Origin of the sequence: Rhodoferax fermentans (assembly GCF_002017865.1) — a bacterium.
GTDB classification, from domain to species: Bacteria; Pseudomonadota; Gammaproteobacteria; order Burkholderiales; family Burkholderiaceae_C; genus Rhodoferax; species Rhodoferax fermentans.
In genome coordinates this window covers 1,057,806-1,072,120 of the sequence record NZ_MTJN01000002.1, presented here as the reverse complement: position 1 = coordinate 1,072,120, position 14,315 = coordinate 1,057,806, and the positions used below count along the sequence as shown (strand labels likewise).

Annotated in this window: 10 protein-coding genes; 7 read left to right on the top strand and 3 right to left on the bottom strand. The window is 59.7% G+C overall.

Going from position 1 to position 14,315, the window contains the following annotated elements:
* Nucleotides 1–41: 41 nt before the first annotated feature.
* From hsdR to RF819_RS05195, 5 genes are read left to right on the top strand one after another with little or no spacing between them, the layout of a single operon-like run.
* Complete coding sequence (hsdR, locus tag RF819_RS05215; RefSeq protein WP_078363994.1) at nt 42–3,446, top strand: type I restriction-modification system endonuclease; 3,405 nt, start codon at nt 42–44, stop codon at nt 3,444–3,446.
* A 26-nt stretch (nt 3,447–3,472) separates the two neighbouring features.
* Nucleotides 3,473–5,056, top strand: coding sequence for an N-6 DNA methylase (locus tag RF819_RS05210; protein WP_078363993.1), 1,584 nt, complete (start codon nt 3,473–3,475; stop codon nt 5,054–5,056).
* On the top strand, nt 5,053–6,150 hold the full coding sequence (locus tag RF819_RS05205; protein ID WP_078363992.1) for a PDDEXK nuclease domain-containing protein: 1,098 nt from the start codon (nt 5,053–5,055) through the stop codon (nt 6,148–6,150). The genes RF819_RS05210 and RF819_RS05205 overlap by 4 nt, the downstream gene beginning before the upstream one ends.
* On the top strand, nt 6,147–7,490 hold the full coding sequence (locus tag RF819_RS05200) for a restriction endonuclease subunit S (protein WP_078363991.1): 1,344 nt from the start codon (nt 6,147–6,149) through the stop codon (nt 7,488–7,490). The genes RF819_RS05205 and RF819_RS05200 overlap by 4 nt, the downstream gene beginning before the upstream one ends.
* Nucleotides 7,487–8,437, top strand: coding sequence for a DUF5655 domain-containing protein (locus tag RF819_RS05195; RefSeq protein ID WP_078363990.1), 951 nt, complete (start codon nt 7,487–7,489; stop codon nt 8,435–8,437). The genes RF819_RS05200 and RF819_RS05195 overlap by 4 nt, the downstream gene beginning before the upstream one ends.
* A 131-nt stretch (nt 8,438–8,568) precedes the next feature.
* Here RF819_RS05195 and RF819_RS05190 read toward each other — a convergent pair whose 3' ends face one another.
* Genes RF819_RS05190 through RF819_RS05180 form a run of 3 tightly spaced genes read right to left on the bottom strand, consistent with a single transcriptional unit; the run spans nt 8,569 to nt 10,676 of the window.
* Nucleotides 8,569–9,357, bottom strand: coding sequence for a BPSS1780 family membrane protein (locus tag RF819_RS05190; protein WP_078363989.1), 789 nt, complete (start codon nt 9,355–9,357; stop codon nt 8,569–8,571).
* Nucleotides 9,354–10,349 carry a homoserine kinase gene (locus tag RF819_RS05185; protein WP_078363988.1) on the bottom strand — a complete coding sequence of 332 codons (996 nt, stop codon included), beginning with the start codon at nt 10,347–10,349 and terminating at the stop codon, nt 9,354–9,356. Before RF819_RS05185 ends, RF819_RS05190 begins: the two co-directional genes overlap by 4 nt.
* A gap of 3 nt (nt 10,350–10,352) precedes the next feature.
* Nucleotides 10,353–10,676: a hypothetical protein gene (locus RF819_RS05180; RefSeq protein WP_143541613.1), complete on the bottom strand. Its 324-nt coding sequence runs from the start codon at nt 10,674–10,676 to the stop codon at nt 10,353–10,355.
* Nucleotides 10,677–10,729: 53 nt separating this feature from the next.
* Here RF819_RS05180 and polA point away from each other — a divergent pair, with 53 nt between their 5' ends.
* Entirely contained in the window at nt 10,730–13,546 is a 2,817-nt protein-coding gene (gene polA / locus RF819_RS05175; protein WP_078363986.1) for a DNA polymerase I, read from the top strand.
* Between the two features lie 27 nt (nt 13,547–13,573).
* On the top strand, nt 13,574–14,245 hold the full coding sequence (locus RF819_RS05170) for a hypothetical protein (RefSeq protein WP_143541612.1): 672 nt from the start codon (nt 13,574–13,576) through the stop codon (nt 14,243–14,245).
* Nucleotides 14,246–14,315 lie beyond the last annotated feature (70 nt).

Sequence of the window (14,315 nt, the reverse complement as noted above, 5' to 3'; positions counted from 1 at the left end):
TCTCACAAAAACCATAGTCGTACGACAGGGAAGGCGCAGCAATGGCAAGCAATATCCAGTCAAATTTTGAGGTGCTGCGCCCGTATGAAGAACACCTTTGGCGCCTGGGCGCGTTGGCCGAGCGGTACTTTGCCGAAGACCCCAACACCAGCTTGCTCAAGCTGCGCCAGTTCTCGGAGTTTCTGACCCAATCCTTGGCGGCGCGCACTGGCCTTTACACCCAGCCGCAAGAATCGCAATACGAGCTGATCCGTCGCCTGCACGCTGAAGGTGTGTTGCCCAAGGAAGTCAAACAAGTCTTTGACCAAATCCGTATCAACGGCAACGCGGCCAACCATGCCTTGCAAGGCGACCACGCTGTTGCACTGTCCACGCTCAAACTCTGCTGGCAGTTGGGCTTGTGGTACCACCGCACGTTCAAAGACGCGGCGTACCGGTCTGGCCCCTTTTTGCCTCCCACCCCTCCAAGTGATGAAAGTGCCGAGTTGCGTGTGGAACTGGCTCAACTGCGGCAGTTGGTTGCTACCTTTCAATCGCAGCAAGAGCAGGTGAGCCACGAGCTGCAGTCCACCAAAACACAGTTGTCCTCCTTGAGTGAAGAACGCAATATTTGGGAGCAACTGGCCACCGAGTCAGACCAGAGCAAAGCACGGCTGGCTGAACAACTGGCGGCCTTACAAGCCACCGCGTCAGCTGCACCCGCCGCGCAGTTCAAAACCATGTTGCGGTCAGCGGCTACTGCTGCCACCCAAGTTCAGCTGGACGAGTCCGAGACCCGCCGCATCGTCGACGAGCAGTTGCGTCAGGCGGGTTGGGAGGCTGACACACCCACCCTGCGTTACAGCAAGGGCACCCGCCCGCAGCGTGGCCGCAACATGGCCATTGCCGAATGGCCATGTGATGGCTACTCGGCTGATTACGTGCTGTTTCAGGGGCTCACTCCCATGGCCGTGGTGGAGGCCAAACGCCACAACGTTGATGTCTCTGGTGCGTTGCAGCAGGCCAAGCGTTATAGCCGCAGCTTTTCGGCAAGTGCAGACACACAGCTTCACGAGCGCAACTGGGGTGCGCAGTCGGAGTACCGCATTCCTTTTGTGTTCTCGACCAACGGTAGACCTTATCTGCGCCAGTTGGCCACCAAAAGCGGCATCTGGTTTGGTGACTTGCGCCACACGGAGAAGCGCAGCCAGGCGTTGGACGGCTGGTATCGCCCCGAGGGTCTCAGAAACCTGCTGCAAACCGATGAAGTACGGGCCCACACGCAGCTGGACAACACAGCCTTTGACTTTGGTTTCTCCCTACGTCCCTACCAACAAACCGCTATTCGTGAAACCGAAAAACGCATCGGCCAGGGCCAGCGCGAGATATTGCTGGCCATGGCCACCGGCACCGGCAAAACCAAAACCTGTATTGCGTTGATCTACCGCCTGCTCAAAGCCCAGCGTTTTCGCCGCATCTTGTTTCTGGTGGATCGCTCGGCACTGGGCGAGCAGGCAGCCAATGCGTTCAAAGACACCCGTATGGAGCGTCTGCAAACCTTTGCAGACATCTTTGGCATCAAAGAGCTGCAAGCACAAATGCCTGACGACGACACCGCTGTCCACCTCGCCACCGTACAAGGCATGATGCGCCGTGTTCTTTTTCCGGCAGAGGGTGTAGCAGTGCCGACGGTAGACCAATACGACTGCGTGGTGATTGACGAATGCCACCGTGGCTACACGTTGGACCGTGAGATGTCCGACACCGAGCTCGGCTTTCGCAGTTTTGACGACTACATCTCCAAATACCGGCGTGTGCTGGACTACTTTGACGCCGTCAAGATCGGCCTCACCGCCACCCCCGCGCTGCACACCACCGACATCTTTGGCCCGCCAGCCTACACCTACAGCTACCGCGAAGCCGTCGTGGACGGTTACCTGGTGGACTATGAGCCGCCCATTCAAATCTATACCGAGCTGTCGCAAAACGGCATGCACTGGAAGCTCGGTGAAGACGTCAAGGTCTATGACACGAGCCGCAACCAGATCGAGCTGTTCAAAGCGCCAGATAACATTGACTTGAATGTTGAAGACTTCAACCGCAAAGTCATCACCCGGCCGTTCAACCAGGCCGTGTGTGACTACTTGGCGCAAGAAATTGACCCCAGGGGCCCGCGCAAAACCCTCGTCTTCTGCGTCAACACCGACCATGCCGACCTGGTGGTGGATGTGCTCAAAACCGCTTTTGAAGCCTTTTACGGCAGTGTGGAAGACGATGCTGTCATCAAAATCACCGGCAATGCCGACAAACCGCTGGAGCTGATTCGCCGCTTCAAAAACGAGCGCCTGCCCAATGTGGCGGTCACGGTGGACTTGCTCACCACCGGCATCGACGTGCCCGAAATCTGCAACCTGGTTTTTCTGCGTCAGGTCAACAGCCGCATCTTGTTTGACCAAATGCTGGGGCGTGCCACCCGCCTGTGCGACTTTGACGGTGAGCCCAAAGACAGCTTCCGCGTGTTTGACGCTGTGCGCATTTTTGAAGCCATCGGCAACCTGACCGCCATGCGCCCCGTGGTGGTCAACCCCAACATCAGCTTTGCCCAGCTGGAGCAGGAAATGGTGAGCGTAGACGACCACGCTGCCCGTGAACTGGTGCGTGCACAGTTTCTGGCCAAGCTGCAAGTCAAAAAACGTCACCTGGACGCCCAAGCCGCGCAAGACTTTGAAACCAAAGCGGGCATGAGTCCGGACGCTTTCATCGAAAAGCTGCGCAGCCTGCCGGTGGCTGAGGTGGCCAACTGGTTCCTGCAAACCCCCAAGCTTGGCGAGATTTTGGACCGCAAGCGAGAGTCCTCCGGCCAACCCATGTACGTGTCTGACCACCCGGACGCACTGGACCGCATTGAGCGTGGCTACGGCAGCGCCAGCAAGCCCGAAGACTATTTAAAAGCGTTCAAAGACTTCATCACCAGCCATGGCAACGAGTTGCCCGCGCTCATCACCGTCCTCACCCGCCCGCGTGAGCTCACCCGCAAACAGCTCAAGGAACTGGAGCTGGCGCTAGACCTAGCCGGTTTTACCGAAACCCGCTTGGCCACCGCCTGGCGTGAACTCAGCAACCAGGACATTGCCGCCCGTATCATTGGCTACATCCGCCAGGCTGCCATCGGTGATGCGCTGGTGCCTTATGCCGAGCGTGTTGACCACGCTTTGCAAGACCTGCTGGCCAAACCCTTGGCTGGCAAACCCTGGACACAACCGCAGCGTGATTGGCTCAAACGGATTGCCGCGCAAACCAAAGCCAACATGCTGGTGGACCGTGAAGCGCTGGACGACCCCGACCTGATCTTCAAACGCGATGGTGGCGGTTTTGCCCGCCTGGACAAACTATTCAACGGCCAACTCCAGCCCGTGCTGGAAGCCTTTAACGACGCCCTCTGGGCAGACGACCAAAAATCTGCTTAGTTGTCAGACTGAGCCACCAAGAACCCATGAATCAAATCAACCCCGCAGCGTCAGACATCGTTGCCAAGCTCTGGAACCTGTGCAACCTGCTGCGCGACGACGGTGTCACTTACCACCAATACGTCAGCGAGCTCACCTACCTGCTGTTTTTGCGCATGATGCAAGAGACCGGCCAGGAAGACGGCTTGGTCATTTACAAAGCGCCCAAAAGAGGCGAGCCGCAGGTCAAGATGGACGGCACCCGCTGGGCCGACCTGATGGCCGCCTCTGCCCCTGAGCGGCTGGACCTGTACAAGGAACTGCTGTTGGACTACGGCCTGCATGGTCGGGGCAGCGTGCAGCAGATTTATGCCAATGCCAGCACCTTCATCACCAAACCCGCCACCTTGTCCAAGCTGGTGCTTGAGATCGACAAGCTTGACTGGTACAGCGTGCAGCGTGACGACCTGGGTGACCTGTACGAAGGCCTGCTGGAGCGCAACGCGAACGAGAAAAAAAGTGGCGCTGGCCAGTACTTCACCCCGCGCGACTTGATCGACAGCATCGTCACCGTGCTGCAACCCACGATGGTTGATGTGATCCAAGACCCGGCAGCAGGCACCGGCGGCTTTTTGATTGCGGCCAACAACCATCTGCGCGCCAAGTTCAAACCCGAAGACCGCTCAGAGACCCAGCAACGCAAATACCGCCACAGCACCTTTTTCGGCATGGAACTGGTGCAAGACACCCACCGCCTGGCGCTCATGAACATGCTGTTACACGGCATTGAAGGCGGCATCCAGTTTGGCGACACCCTGGGCGAGGAGGGCACCCGCCTGCCCACCGCCACGCTGATCCTCAGCAACCCACCCTTTGGCACCAAAAAAGGCGGCGGCCTGCCCACCCGCACCGACTTCACCTACCCCACGACCAACAAACAGTTCTGCTTTTTGCAGCACATCTACCGCAACCTCAAACCCGGTGGCCGCGCCGCCGTGGTGCTGCCAGACAACGTGTTGTTTGAGAGCAATGTGGGTGCCGACATCCGCCGCGACCTGATGGACAAGTGCAACTTGCACACCATCCTGCGCCTGCCCACCGGCATCTTCTACGCCCAGGGGGTCAAGACCAATGTGCTGTTTTTCACCAGGGGCCAAACCGACACCGGCAACACCAAACAAGTGTGGGTGTACGACATGCGCGCCAACATGCCCCAGTTTGGCAAACGCACCCCATTCACCCGCGACTACTTCCGCACCGCCAGCGCTGCCGCGCCTGACGTGCCACGCGACAAGTTTGAGGACGTGTTTGGCCCCGATCCCTATGGCGGCCCCGCCGCCCTGGCGCAGCGTGTGGACACCGGCGAGGCAGGCCGCTGGCGCTGCTTTTCACGCGAGTACATTCAGGCCCGTGGCGACAACCTCGACATCAGCTGGCTCAAAGACGACAGCGCCGAGTCTGCCCAGGCCCAGCGTGATGAACCTGCGCTGGTGGCTCGCCTGCTCATGCATGAGCTGAGCGGTGCCATGGCCGACCTGCGCAGCCTGCTGGAAGAGCTGGGCGAAGACCCCGACGCGGCGTTGGAAGACCTGTTGATTGACGACGAAGAGGCTGTGAGGGCTCCAACATGAGCAAACCATCTGCCACAGCGGTGCCTGCAAAACTCTCAACAACGGTGAGAGTTTCTGCAGATCAAACGCCGCTTTATGACGAACTGCGCAAGCTGATTGCCAGCAGCCGTCAGCGCCTGGCCGGTGCGGTCAATGCCGAACTGACGCGCTTGTACTGGGCGGTAGGGCAACGCCTGCGTGCTGAGGTGCTGGGTGATGTGCGGGCCAGCTACGGCACACAGCTGCTAGATCAGCTGGGTCAGCAGCTGGCGCAAGAGTTTGGCCGGGGCTTTGAGTCCCGCAATCTGCGCCGCATGGTGAAGTTTGCCGAGAGCTTTCCCGACGCGGCAATTGTGTCAACACTGTCGACAAAATTGAGCTGGAGCCACATGGTCGCCATCGTGGCACTGAAAACTCCGCAAGCCCGCCAGTATTACGCACAGCAAGCCGGACAAGAAGGCTGGAGCGTGCGCGAGCTCCATCACCAGATCGAACGCAAAGCCTTTGAGCGCATCGAGCTTGCCGCGCTGCAAACCCTGAGCGCTGCTCAAACTGAGCCTATTGAGACTTCCCACACCACGCCCGCACTGGTCTTCAAAGACCCGTACTTCCTGGATTTTCTGGGTCTGCGCCAAGGCCACGACGAGGCCGACTTGGAGAGCGCCATCCTGCGCCAGTTAGAGGCCTTCATTCTGGAGCTGGGCCGAGGTTTTGCCTTTGTGGAGCGGCAAAAACGCATGGTCATCGACGGTGAAGACTTTTACCTGGACCTGCTGTTTTACCACCGCCGTCTGTGCCGCTTGGTGGCGATTGAGCTCAAGCTGGGTCGTTTTAAAGCCGCCCACAAAGGCCAGATGGAGCTGTACCTGAAATGGCTGGACAAGTTTGAGCGCCAGCCCGGTGAAGAGGCACCCATCGGCCTCATCCTGTGCGCCGAATCCAGCCGCGAACAGGTGGAGCTGCTGCAAATGCACCAGGACGGCATCACCGTGGCCGAATACTGGACCGAGTTGCCACCCAAGGCGGAGCTGGAGCAGCACCTGCACCAGGCTTTGTTAGAAGCGCGTGAGCGGCTGGCGCGGCGTGGGGTGTTGTTGGATGGGGGGCGCGGATGAGTAAGTTGCCGACTGGTTGGATGATTGTCAATCTCGGAAAAGTTGCTGACTTTGAAATGGGACAAGCGCCGCCAGGAGTCTTTTGTAACAAGGATGGCAATGGAACGGTCTTTGTCAAAGCCGGTGAGTTTGGGGTTGACTATCCGCGTGTGCGAGAGTGGACAACGAGACCGTTGAAATCAGCACATCTAGGTGATGTTCTGATCTGTGTTGTAGGTGCGACCTCAGGGAAACTCAATTTGGGCATCGACTGCGCGATCGGTAGAAGTGTTGCTGCCATTCGTCCGAGTGCCTGTGTGTCCCAAAAGATCGTATATCGCCAGCTTCAGCTCCAAGTTGAACAACTCCGAGCCGACTCAAGTGGTACAGCACAGGGGGTAATTAGCAAACAGATGCTGGCAGACATTCAGTTGGTATTGCCACCTGCTGTCGAGCAAACCCGCATCGCCAACCAACTCGACACCCTGCTCGCCCGCGTCCAAGCCTGCAACGACCGCTTCGATGCCATCCACGCCTTGCTCAAACGGTTTCGGCAGACGGTTCTATCGGAAGCGACGTCGGGGGATTTGACGGAATCCGAGGGCAATGCTGGCTCATGGACAGAAACCACCATTGGTGCTGTCAGCAGTGACCTGCGTTACGGCACCTCAAAGAAGTGCGATTACTCAACTCAAGGCACCGGTGTTCTGCGCATTCCAAATATTGCAGAGCGCGGGCGTATTGATGCCACTGACCTCAAGCGTGCGGTGTTCGACTCCAAAGAGCTTCAAAAACTGGCGTTGCGAGAAGGCGATTTGCTTGTGATTCGCTCGAATGGCAGTGTTGAATTGGTGGGCAAGACTGGGCTTGTCACAGCCGACGAATCGGGTTTGCTATTTGCGGGATATCTCATGCGCCTGAGAGTTAACCCATTAAAGGCTCTCCCAGCGTTTATTCAAATCTGCTTGTCGGCACCTACACAACGCCAATACATTGAGCGCACCGCAAAATCGACCAGTGGGGTCAACAACCTCAATGCAGAGGAATTGCGTGCGCTGTCACTGCTATTGCCAACCCTCTCCAAGCAAGCCGAAATCGTCCGCCGCGTCGAAGCCCTGTTCAAACTGGCCGATCAGATCGAAGCCCGCTGCATGACCGCCCGCGCCCTGGCCCAGCGCCTGAGCCCACTGGTGCTGGCCAAGGCATTTCGGGGTGAGCTGGTGCCACAAGACCCGAACGACGAACCGGCCAGCGCACTGCTGGCACGTCTGGCCTCGTCCAATACCGCTGTGGCTGGCAAACATATGAAAAAAGTGCCTGTGGCCCTTAAGGAAAAAGGGCAAGCAGCTATCAAATCATGAGTGATATCAAACTCTTTCGCCTCACCGCAGGCCAAGCCACCGAGCTGCAAGGCAGCGCCTCGGACCTGGAGCGGCCGCTGCAAACGCTGATCGAGGCCAATCTGGAGCCGCTGCTCAACATCCGTTTTCTGGCCAGCGAACACGCCACTGGCAAAACGCATGGTGGGCGCATTGACTCGCTGGGTCTGGATGAAAACCATTGCCCGGTGATTTTGGAATACAAACGTTCGGTGGGTGAAAACGTCATCAACCAGGGCCTGTTTTACCTGGACTGGCTGATGGACCACCAGGCCGAGTTCAAGCTGCTGGTGCAGAACAAGCTGGGTGCGGCCACCGCCAATGCCATTGATTGGACGGGGCCGCGCGTGGTGTGTATTGCGGCAGACTTCACCAAGTACGACATCCACGCGGTGCAGCAGATTGGCCGCAACATCGAGCTGATTCGCTACCGCCGTTTTGGGGATGACCTGCTGTTGCTGGAGTCGGCCAGCGCCGGCAGTGATGCCAGCAGCCGGGCGGTTTCAGGCAAGTCGCCCAAGGTGGCGGGCAAGACGATGGTGGCTGCCGCCAAAGGCACGGGCCCGGACAAGTCCTACGCGGAGCTGCTTGCGGGTTTGTCGGTGCCCATGCAGCAGTTGCTGGCTTCGCTGGAGGACTACACCTTGTCGCTCGGGGACGATGTGCAGCGCAAGGAGCTGCGCCTGTACGCCGCCTTCAAGCGTCTGAAAAACTTTGCCACGGTGGTGTTGCACAAGAAAAACGGCTTGCTGCTGTACCTGCATGTGGACCCGGCGCCTGCGCTACTGATACTGCCCAAGGCGCGCGATGTCACCCACATTGGGCATTGGGGGACGGGCAATCTGGAACTCACGCTCCACACGCTGGCAGACTTGGATGCTGCCAAACCGTACATCGCCGCGGCGTACGAGGGGCGTGCCGTCCATTGATTCAGATGTTTATAGAAAAACAGCCTGCAGCCCAATAAATACCTGGGTTTACAACTGCAATTAACGTAGCGTCTCAGAGGTCTTTACAGCCAGGCCGCCCGTGCGCGCACCAAGGTTTGGTGCGCGTCCTTTCACTCTGGGGTGACAGGCGCCTCGGTCGGTGCCTCAAAACTGTCCTGGTAGGTGAAAAACAGCGAGGTGAAAAACATCGCGGCCACCAACAGCAGGCCGGGGAACAACAGCACATTGGCCAGGCCGGGGTTGTTGAACAGGTTGGCGCTGGTGATCAGCAGCATCACCACACCCACCATCACCGCCATCCACAGCAGCGCAAACACCGTCAGTGCCCAGAAGTTGCGCAGACAGGCAACGATGCTGAAAAACATGGCTTTCAAGGCGGGCAAACCCTGCCAATACACCAGGGCCGGGGCGTGCCAGAACAGCAGGGACAGTGGCAGGTGCAGGCCGATGAAGGTCCACATCGCGGCCTGAAACGTCCCGCTGCCCATCATCTCGGCCGTGGGTGCCTGCCCACCCAGGTACATGCGGGCAAAACCGCCACCATCCACCAGGTAAGAGGCGCCGATGGCGCACAAGAAGCCGCCCGCGTAGATGGCGCCCAGCGTCAACATGGCGCGCAATTTGACCGGTCCGCTGCGAAAGCCGATGAGCAAAATCAGCGGCATCGGGAACTTGCCCAGGGTGGCTTCGCGGGTGGCGGCCATCAGCCCGAGTGTGATCGCGGGCAGCAGGGTCATGGCCAGCGGCAGGCCAATCAGCGGCACCATGGTGGCCACCGACATGAGGGCCAGGAACATGAAAAACAGCCCGGCCAGCGCCAGCGGCTGTTTGAAAAAGGTGCGCATGCCCAGCTTGACCCAGGCGGCACCCTGGCGTGCGGGGACCAGTTGTAACTTCATGCCTGGCCTGCCAGTTGTTCAAACGTCATCGCGTGCTGGCAGCGTGCCTGCAGCACCCGTTCAAAATGGCTCGGGTCATGGGCTTGTAAGAGGCTGGCAGCGCGCGGCAGGTAAAAGTCCCACAGGCGCGACACCCAGAAACGCAGGGCACCGGCGCGCAACATCGCCGGCAGCAGCTCGCGCTCGGCCGCTTGTAAGGGGCGCACGGCGCTGTAGGCTGCTATCAAGGCTTGAGCACGCGGGGCATGGTGGACACCGGTTGGCAGGTCAACACACCAGTCATTGAGGCATACCGCCAGGTCAAACACCCAGGTGTCGATGCCCGCAAAATAGAAGTCGAAAAAGCCGCTGAGCTGTGGCTGACCACCCACCGTGTCAAACATCACGTTGTCACGGAACAGGTCGGCGTGGATGGGGCCGCGTGGCAGCGCGGCGTAGCTGGCGCTGGCCGCCACGCTGTTCTGGTAGGCCAGTTCAGACTGCAACAGGTTTTGTTGATTGCCCTGGATGTAAGGCAGCACCACCGGCACCACCTCGTTCCACCAGGCCAGGCCGCGCAGGTTGGGCTGGGTCAGCGCAAAGTCAGACCCGGCCAGATGCAGGCGCGCCAGCGTGGCGCCGACCTGAGCGCAGTGGGCCTCGGTGGGCGCCAGTTCACTTTTGCCGTGCAACTTGTCCACCACCGCTGCGGGTTTGCCTTTGACCTCAAACACCAGCTCACCCTGTGCATTGGCATGGGGCTCGGGCACCAGGATGCCGCGCTGCGCCAGGTGTTTCATCAGCCGCAGGTAAAACGGCAGTTGCTCAAAACTCAGGCGTTCAAACAGCGTGAGCACATAGTCGTGCACCTGGCCCGCGCGTTCGGTGGAGGCGAAATAGTTGGTGTTTTCAATGCCGCCGGAGCAGGCTTTCAGGCTGTTGAGTTCCCCCAAGCCCAGTGTACGCAGCAGTTCGCGTGCCTCGTGCTCAGAGACTTCCGTGTAAACCGCCATGTTTTAAAACCCCAGGACTTTCCAGGTGCGCTCGCCGCTCTTGGGCTCCACCTGGTAGGCCGGCATGCCGTTTTTGGGCTGCACGTCGATGCTTTTTGTCTCGCTGCCGATGCGCACCTCGTCGATGCGGGTGGCGGTGTCTTCCACCACGATGTGTTGGGTGGTCTGCTCGGTGGGCTCCTTGACCGCAGCGGGTGCCGGGTTGGCCTGGGGTGTGGACGGGCTGGCCGCTGTTTGCGCCTGGCTCGTACCAGCAAGCAGGAACAGGGGCAGTGCGCAGGCCAGGGCGCGGGTAGAAAACAGGCTGAAGGAGGGTGTTGCGTGCATCATTTGATTGTAGTTGTGCCGTTATACCCCGGTGTCGCAGGCAAAATGCCGCCATGAACACTGCTCCCCCTCAAACTTTGCTGCTGGTTGACGGCTCCAGCTACATCTATCGTGCTTTTTTTGCAGGCGGGGAGGCCATGAGCGTGACCCTGCCCGACGGCAGCGTCCAGAAGACCGGGGCGATCCGCATCATGATCAACATGCTGCAAAGCCTGCGCAAGGAGGTGCCCGCTGCCTACGCTGCCTGCATTTTTGACGCCAAAGGCCCCACTTTCCGTGATGAGTTGTACCCGCAGTACAAGGCCACCCGTTCGCCCATGCCCGACGACCTGCGCAGCCAGATCGAGCCGATCCACGAGGTGGTGCGCTTGATGGGCTGGAAGGTGCTGGCGGTGCCCGGTGTTGAGGCCGATGACGTGATTGGCACCTTGGCCGCTACCGCCTCCGCCCAAGGCATGGAGGTCATCGTCAGCAGTGGTGACAAGGACCTGGCGCAGCTGGTCAATGAACACATCACCATCATCGACACCATGAACGGCCGGCGCCGCGATGTGGCCGGCGTCACAGCCGAATTTGGTGTGCCGCCGCACCTGATGCGCGACTACCAGACCCTGGTGGGTGACACTGTGGACAACGTGCCTGGTGTGCCCAAGGTCGGCCCCAAAACTGCTGCCAAATGGCTCAACGAATATGGCTCACTCGACGCCATCGTCGCCAATGCCGACAACATCAAAGGTGCCGTGGGTGAGAACCTGAAGAAATCGCTGGACTGGTTACCCACCGGGCGCCAGCTCGTCACGATCAAGACCGACTGCGACCTGAACGGCTGGCTGCCAGGGCTGCCTGCTATGGATGAAATAGCTACTGGCTCAATGGATACGGGGGCTCTGGCTGTTTTTTATGAAAAGTTCGGCTTCAAGGGCCTGGCCCGGTCATTGGGCGCAAGCAGCGAGGCACCAGCCCAGGCTGCGGCGGCCGAAGCAGGCCCGGCCACCCAACCGGGCCGCGAGCGCGATCTGTTTGACGAGCCCGGTGCCGAATCCGCGCCACCCGTGGCAAAAACCAGCAGCCTGCGTTACGACACCATCCTCACCTGGGAGGCCTTTGACACCTGGCTGGCCAAATTACAGGCCGCCGAGCTGGTCGCCATCGACACCGAGACCACTTCGCTCGACGAGATGCGTGCGCGCATTGTGGGCATCAGCCTTTGCATCACCCCGGGTGAGGCGGCTTACATCCCGCTGGCCCATGTCTACCCGGATGCCCCGGCGCAACTGCCGCTCGATGAGGTGCTGGCCAAATTGAAACCCTGGCTGGAAGATGCCAGCCGCGCCAAGCTGGGCCAGCACATCAAATACGACCGCCATGTGTTTGCCAACCACGGCATCGAGGTGCAGGGTTATGCACACGACACCATGCTGCAGAGTTATGTGCTGGAAGTCCATCAAGCACACGGCCTGAGCAGCCTGGCACAACGCCACCTGGGCCGCCAGGGCATCAGTTTTGAAGACCTGTGTGGCAAGGGTGCCAACCAGATCTGTTTTGACCAGGTGGATGTGGCCAAAGCAGCCGAGTACGCGTGTGAAGACGCTGACATGACGCTCGAAGTGCACCATGCCCTGTGGCCGCAGTTGGCGCGTGATGACAAACTGCGTTTTGTCTATGAGTTGGAGATCAAGAGCAGCGAGGCGCTTTACCGCATCGAGCGCAACGGCGTGTTGATCGACGCGCCCACGCTGGCGGCACAGAGCCACGAGTTGGGCCAGCGCATTGTGCAGTTGGAAGCCGAGGCCTATGAGATTGCAGGCCAGCCCTTCAACCTGTCCAGCCCCAAGCAGTTGGGCGAAATCTTCTTTGACAAGCTGGGCATGCCGGTGGTGAAAAAGACCGCGACCGGCGCGCGCAGCACAGACGAAGAGGTGCTCGAAAAACTGGCCGAAGACTACCCGCTGCCCGCCAAGTTGCTGGAGCACCGGGGCTTGGCCAAACTCAAAGGCACCTACACCGACAAACTGGCCCAACTGGCGCTGCCCAGTGATGGCCGGGTGCACACCCATTACGCGCAAGCTGTGGCGGTGACCGGGCGCTTGAGCAGCAACGACCCGAACCTGCAGAACATCCCGATCCGCACCCCCGAAGGTCGGCGGGTGCGTGAGGCCTTTGTGGCGCCTGCTGGCAGCTTGATCGCCAGCGCCGATTACAGCCAGATCGAGTTACGCATCATGGCCCACTTGAGCGGTGACGCGGCGTTGTTGCTGGCCTTTCGTGACGGCATGGACGTGCACCGCGCCACGGCGGCCGAGATTTTCAGCATCGACACCGCGCAGGTCAGCAGTGAACAACGACGTTACGCCAAGGTGATCAACTTCGGCCTGATCTACGGCATGAGCGCCTACGGCCTGGCCAAGGCCCTGAGCATCGACAACACCGCGGCCAAGAACTACATTGCGCGTTACTTCGAGCGTTACCCCGGGGTCAAGAACTACATGGAGCACACCCGCGAACTGGCCAAGCGGCAGGGGTATGTGGAAACCGTGTTTGGCCGACGCCTGTACCTGCCCGAGATCGGCTCGTCCAACGGCCAGCGGCGCGCGGGTGCCGAGCGCGCCGCCATCAACGCGCCGATGCAGGGCACTGCAGCCGACCTGATCAAACTCAGCATGGTCAAGGTGCAAGAGGTCATTGATGCGCAGAAACTTCGCACCAAGATGATCATGCAGGTGCATGATGAGCTGGTGTTTGAGGTGCCCGAGTCCGAGCTCGACTGGGTACGCCACGAGGTGCCCAAACTCATGGCCGGTGTGGCGCAGCTCAAGGTGCCGCTGCTGGCCGAGGTGGGGGTGGGGCTGAACTGGGACAAGGCACATTGATCCTTGTCGTGCAGGAAATCTGAAGTCATGGAACCAATAACAATTTTTGTGCTTGCGGCGGGGATACTGAGCACCTTGATGGTGTATGTGGCCATGAAGGTGAGCCATTTTGGCGAAAGCAAGGTGCTCGGTGATGAGCTGCTGAAGGCCAAGACCGATGCCGAAAACAACAAAAAGAAGTTGGCCGGCTACACCCAATATGCTGAGCATCTGGAGGCTGCCCGCCAGAGTGCCGCAGACCGCCTCAAGGCCTCACCGGTGCGTGTGCTGCGTGAGTACAGCCATGTGGTGGCCTTGTCCAAGTCCAAACACAACCTGAAGTCCGAGGCCACCGTCATCGTCAAATACGCGGTGGAGTTTTCTCTGGGTTTGGACACCGGGCCCAATGGCTTGGTGGTGGCGCCTGCGGCGAATGGTGTCAGTGTGACCCTCAAACCCCCTAGCCCGGTCGGAGACCCCAAGATCACCACGGTGTCGCACCAGGTGATCAGTGCCAATGAGCTGCCTGATCGCCAGATGGCTCTGGCCGACATCCAGTCGCAGTTTCTGCCGCTGGCTTACGGCCACGCCCAATCCCTGTGTGCCGAAGAGTCTGTGCGCGCCTTGTGCACCCTAAAAGCCGAAATCGCCCTGCGTGACGCATTGGCACAGCAAGCCGGTGTGCGCCACCTGCCGGCTTTTTTCTGCAGCTACAAATAAAGAAAACACGATTGCGCCAACTTGTTGGCAGCTTGCACGCCGGTTCGCTAGCGCCCACAATGTACAAACG